5 protein-coding genes are annotated in these 5958 nt (G+C 39.4%); 2 read left to right on the top strand and 3 right to left on the bottom strand.

The window, feature by feature from the left end:
* The coding region (locus tag AC52RT_RS08270) for a phosphotransferase (protein ID WP_495540302.1) at window positions 1-689 on the bottom strand (689 nt) is incomplete at its 3' end.
* A gap of 186 nt (window positions 690-875) precedes the next feature.
* On the opposite strand from AC52RT_RS08270, the gene AC52RT_RS08265 reads away from it, so the two are divergent.
* Together AC52RT_RS08265 and AC52RT_RS08260 are read left to right on the top strand one after the other, a co-directional pair.
* Complete coding sequence (locus tag AC52RT_RS08265; protein ID WP_495540301.1) at window positions 876-1925, top strand: lactonase family protein; 1050 nt, start codon at window positions 876-878, stop codon at window positions 1923-1925.
* Between the two features lie 185 nt (window positions 1926-2110).
* A complete protein-coding gene (locus AC52RT_RS08260; RefSeq protein ID WP_495540300.1) occupies window positions 2111-3073 on the top strand; it encodes a D-2-hydroxyacid dehydrogenase in 963 nt (320 codons plus the stop codon).
* A 109-nt stretch (window positions 3074-3182) separates the two neighbouring features.
* Here the strand turns inward: AC52RT_RS08260 and AC52RT_RS08255 are convergent, their stop codons facing one another.
* On the bottom strand, window positions 3183-3566 hold the full coding sequence (locus tag AC52RT_RS08255; RefSeq protein ID WP_495540299.1) for a hypothetical protein: 384 nt from the start codon (window positions 3564-3566) through the stop codon (window positions 3183-3185).
* Between the two features lie 434 nt (window positions 3567-4000).
* Window positions 4001-5224 carry an aspartate kinase gene (locus tag AC52RT_RS08250; protein WP_495540298.1) on the bottom strand — a complete coding sequence of 408 codons (1224 nt, stop codon included), beginning with the start codon at window positions 5222-5224 and terminating at the stop codon, window positions 4001-4003.
* Between the last annotated feature and the right edge of the window lie 734 nt (window positions 5225-5958).

The following is a 5958-nucleotide window of genomic DNA, read 5'->3' as shown; positions in this document are numbered from 1 at the left end:
GATTTAGGAAACACTGCATGGGACATATCAATAACATGATACAAATCCCAAAAAGGGCTATTTAAATGAGCATGCTCCCAATCGAGGACGACGACCCGATTACCGGCATAGGCATAGTTTCCAAGGTGAAGATCACCGTGCGATAATACGCGAGGAATCGTAAATGTGAATCCCTTAATCAAGGTATACATATTCAACAAGCTTGCTTCTTCCACATCTAATTCGCTGAGTATGCGCAGAATGTCTGTTTTATTCTGAAAAAGATCACACACTACTTCTTCAATGAAGGGTTTTGGGCCAATTAATTCTGCTCCGTTTAGATAATCAGTTGACATCCTGTGCCATTCCGCCATTAAATGAATGACCTCGCCGGCTGCTTTCTCATTAAACGTATGTGTCAGCATCCCGAGATCTTCAAGAACAATCCAGCTTAGCTGTTTCTCTGTTTGAACTGAATGTGCAAGGATTTTTGGATAAATGGATGGCAGCTTAGTAAGAATATGCTCGGAAACCCATAATTCCTTACCAAACTGCTTCGGATTAGTCAGCGGTTTAAAAATATAGCTGTCATCGGCCGTATAGATACGCTCAACACCTTGGCCATTCATTCCTTTATAGATTAATTCTCTTTTGACAATATGCACCCCGTTTAGGAAAGGAAATTGTACTAATGGTTGACAACTGCTCATGGGTACACCCCGTTTTACGCTTACTTTTTAAAAGTTAATTATACAGATAAAAATTCTAGATATCCATAAGATATGTGTTAGTAATCGTTATCGATGGGTAAACAATAAATTCAAGAGCTGACGATGCTTCTTTGATAGAGACTTATGGTAAAATTAACACATCCACATACAAGGAGGAACTTTATTATGGCTATCTATACAGGATACATCGGTACGTACACAAAGGGTGACAGTAAAGGGGTTTATAGCTTTACACTTGATACAGAAAGTAAAAAGATTGAAAACATTAAGCTTGCTGCAGAACTAGGAAGTCCTACATATGTAACAATTAGTAAGGACGGGAAAACGTTATATGCTGTTGATAAACAAAATGATAAAGGCGGAATCACTTCCTTCAACATTGATGCGGATACGGCAGCTCTTACCCAACTAAGTACACACGTTTCAGAAAGCGGTTCTCCGTGTCATGTTAGTGTTGACAGCGGTAAACAATATGTGGTCACAGCAAATTATCATAACGGAAAAATTGAACTTTATAAAACAGAGACAGACGGCACAACATCCGCGATCGTCTCTATGAATCAGCATTCCGGCTCAGGACCGAGCGTCGAGCGTCAAGATGGGCCGCATGCACATTTTTCAGGATTTACGCCAGATGAAAAATATATAGTTGCTGTAGATCTTGGTACAGATGAAATTATTACTTACGAAATTAAAGAGGATCAATTACACGTAGTAAATGTTCTTGCTGTGAAACCGGGAAGCGGGCCTCGCCATATTGAATTTCATCCAAATGGAAAATTCGCATATGTGATGACAGAGCTAAGCAATGAAGTGATTGCTCTGGCCTATAACCCTGAAAACGGAATTTTTACAGAGCTTCATTATAGTTTAGCAATCCCTGTTGATTTTACAGAAAACAGCCAAGGCAGTGCCATTCACGTATCTCCTGATGGGAAGTTTGTCTATGCGGGTAACCGAGGACATAACAGCATTGCGGTCTTTAGTGTTACGGAAGAAACTGGTGAATTAACCTTTATTGAGCATGTCTCTTCTGCAGGAGATTGGCCTCGAGACTTTGAAATTGATCCGAGCGGGCAGTTTATTGTCAGTTCAAATCAAGAATCAAGCAATCTTGTCCTCTATGTTCGTGATACCGAAACAGGTAAGCTTACTTTACTTGAAAGTGATCTGCCTGTCCCTTATCCTGTATGTGTGAAATTCTTAAAGAGCTAATTGCCCTAAAAGCTGACTGTACAATGGTCAGCTTTTTTTTCTTGTAGGTAAATTCACGGATTACACAGGAATTTTGCTCATAAGTATGGAATTCAGATAGTGATACAGTTTTTAGCGTACTCATCAGAAGACCTCACCACAATCATTGAACGATTGTTCTATGAGGATACAAAGGAGATAAAACCATGACAAAAAGAACCCTACTTCTTACGCATGATGTAGATGCAGCTATTCTTTCAGAAATCAAGCATATTATTCCCGAATGGGAAGTTACGGCTAGTCGTGACCCCGAGGTGTGGGGTGGTATGATGAACGATGCGGAGATCATCGCTGGCTGGAACAAGCGTTTAAGGGAATCCGTAATAAGTGCAGGCTCTAAGGTACGTTGGATTCAAACTTGGAGTGCAGGAGTGAATAACCTCCCGTTAACAGAATTACAGCAGAAAGAAGTAGTCGTTACAAGTGCTAACGGTGTTCATGCGTATCCTATTTCAGAAACTATCTTTGGACTAATGCTGGCCTTAACCCGTAAAATTGATACATATGTTAAAAATCAGCAGCAAAAGAAATGGCATCATGCCAATATGAAGCTTGAAATTCACGGCAAAACAATTGGTATTATCGGTGTCGGTGCTATAGGCAGTGAAACAGCAAAGATTGCTAAAGCCTTTGGTATGACGGTTCTTGGAATCCGCCACTCAGGTAAAGCTGCAGAATATGTAGATGAAATGCGAACACCAGATCAGTTAAATGAAGTAGTACGTCGTTGTGATTATGTTGTTGTGACCCTTCCACTCACTGAAAAGACGAAACACATGTTTAAAGCTGAACAATTTGAACAAATGAAGGATACAGCATACTTCATAAATATTGGCCGCGGTCCTATTGTCGTCGAAGCGGATCTTATCAGTGCATTGAAAACTGGCCAAATAGCTGGTGCTGGACTGGATGTATTTGAAGTAGAGCCCCTGCCGGAGAATAACCCTCTTTGGGATCTTGAACAAGTGATTATAACCCCTCATACGTCCGGTTCAACTGAGTTCTATGACCAGAGGCTGCTACAAGATATTTTCATTCCTAATTTAAAGAAATATATCGAGGGTGAACAACCTGCGATTAACCTGCTTGACTATTCGAAAGGATATTAAGGAGTAAAGTCTTATCTGCATCTAAAACTGTACCCTATAGAATAGACACTTAGAAAATGTCTACCTATAGGGTATTTTTGTTACACCCCCCATTAAGTTTTTTTAGAAACTAGGTGCCGCTTGTTAGCAGCCAGCTATAGCTGTAACAACCCGATTTACTAAGGATGACAAAGTCGGCTCCCATTTTTTTATATAGAGTAGAATATTGTTGATTATGAGTGACAACAAACAACTTATAAGGTTGGAACTCTTTAAATACTCTTACAAGATTTATTCCATCTAACAGAGAATTAGGGAATAGATAAACACAGTTAGCCTGCAATGATTTATGAATCATTATTCCATCACAGTCCTTCAGGTTACTTGTAGGCTTAAACCACTCTTCATCATAGTCTAAAGTTTCTAAGTCACTTGTATCCGTGTGGGTGGCCCCTATACTTTTCTTTACAGATTTAAATAATTTTCCTTTTCCAACAAGCAGCACTTTTCCCATACAATCCACCCCATTAGTACTTTCTCTTATTAACTCTCAATCTGCATTCTTTCTAGGAAAGAGAAGCCTGCCTGTTGAAAACATAAAAAATAGACCATTGCTTACTGTTTCCCCATGTATGCAGCTAAGCATCCCAGCGTTAACCAATAAGATTCACACATTGATTAGTAGATGCATTGCAAAGCAAATATATAAAATTAGAGAAAAGTACTCATTGGTCTACTTAATTCCTAGCGATCATGTGCTTCCTTTGCGTGTCTGTCCTCTATGTTCCTTTTTCCTATTTTTCTTATATATGCTACTCAATCCTTGTTTTTTTATGGTAGTCTTTCTTTACATTGTAAGTTGTTTATCTATCTTCTTATCTATAGAAAAGCTTTGGACGAATTGAAGCCTAGTAATGAAAAGCCGAATATATTCTTTGTACTATTGAACTAATGTAAAACCGCCTCTTTTGGAAGGACGTCAAAACCAAAAACACTGTGAAGAGTCCGTACTGCTCTTTCTGTCATACCATCAGGAATAATGCAGGAAACCTTCATTTCAGAATTGCTAACCATCTTAATCGGAATATGCTCGGAAGCCAATGCTGTAAATATTTTTGCAGTTGCTTCGGGATTTGAGACCAATCCTGATCCAACGATAGAAACTTTTGCTAAACCTACTTCCGTATTGAGCTCTTCAAACGCGAGTGTTGTCTTATTGGATTCGAGTAAATCCAAAGTACGTCCCAAATCCTCTATAGAAACAGTAAAGGACAAGTTAGTTAACGAAAGTTCATCTGAGCACTGTGTTATGATATCTACATCAATATGAGATTTCACCAAAATTGTAAATAAAGAAGATAATGCGTCAAATTTTTTTATTGTAATTTTCGCTATATTATCCTTGTGAGTCACTCCACATACCAACTTTTCTTCCATATCCACATCCCCCTCTATAAAAGTTCCCTCTTCATCAGTAAAACTAGATCTTACCATTAACCGAACATTATATTTTTTCGCACACTCTACCGCACGGGGATGTAAGACACCTGCGCCTAATGTCGCCAATTCCATCATTTCAGCTAAGGAAATCCTAAATAATTTCTTGGCTGTAGGTACAATACGTGGATCGGCAGAAAAGACACCGGAAACATCTGTATAAATTTCACATAAATCAGCCTTAATGCTGCCAGCCAGCGCAACTGCTGTTGTATCCGAGCCCCCACGACCCAGAGTAGTAACTTCCCCGTCTTCCGTAATTCCTTGAAACCCTGCCACAATGACTATGTTACCTTTTTGAACAAGATTTACTATTTTATTGCTGTTAATATGGACGATTCTCGCTCTATTGTGAACGGTATCTGTCATAATCCCAGCTTGCCATCCTGTTAAAGAAACAGCAGGATAGCCTTTACTTATCAAAGCCATAGCAAGTAAGGATATGGAAACCTGTTCGCCTGATGACAGCAGCATATCCATTTCTCTTCCCGCTGGATTCTGAGACAATCGCTTGGCCATATCTACTAATGAATTGGTGGATTGCCCCATCGCTGAAACGACCACGACTACATCATTTCCTTTATTTTTCGCCTCCACTATACGTTCTGTTACCATCAGAATTCTATCAATACTTCCAACCGAGGTACCGCCGAATTTTTGCACAATAAGTGGCAATATTCATCTTCCCCTCTATCTAATTATCCCACCCATGTTAACCTATATATATTTCCATAATTACCGCACAATCGATAGACGTTGATTACCCAAACAGGTACATTTTTAGTGATTTTTGAGCTTAATCCCTCATACAATATGCCGAAATGTGTGCTATCTCACGTGAATCAAAAGATACGCCCGGGACTTCTGAGCCCATACAACCTATATGAACCCACGTTCTTGATATTCTTTCCCCTCGGTAGTAGCTTGATAGCGTAATAGATGTCACGCCTTGTCTTGTATCAATACCTGGTCAAGCTTAAGACAATCGGCGTCCTGCAACTGGACACCTTTGAAGTCCACATGCATGTTGGCTCTTTCCGATTCAGCAGGATAGTTATCTTGTAGGTGACTTAATTCCTGTACCCATTCCTTATAGTTAAAATTTGTACGTCAATTGTATTCATGCAGCTAGATATAGACTATTCTTTTCCAACAAGCAGTACCGTTCCAACGTCTTCTCGATTGATAGTTAACTGTTGTAAACAACAAATAGACCAATGCTTACTTTTCCCCTTGATAGGCATTGTAATATCCATCCATGTCCGAGTGGTGATCCAGGCCTCGGAACCTTGTATGTTTTACAAAAACCATAAAATTAGAGAAAAGCACTCATTGATCTACTTAACGCCCAGCAAGCTCTACGCTCTCTTTGCGTTCTGTCATCCATGATAGTATTCAATTTATAGGCA

The organism is Peribacillus sp., from assembly GCF_059453735.1.
Note: the sequence above shows the minus strand (reverse complement) of the source record. Positions and strands in the feature narration are given on the sequence as shown.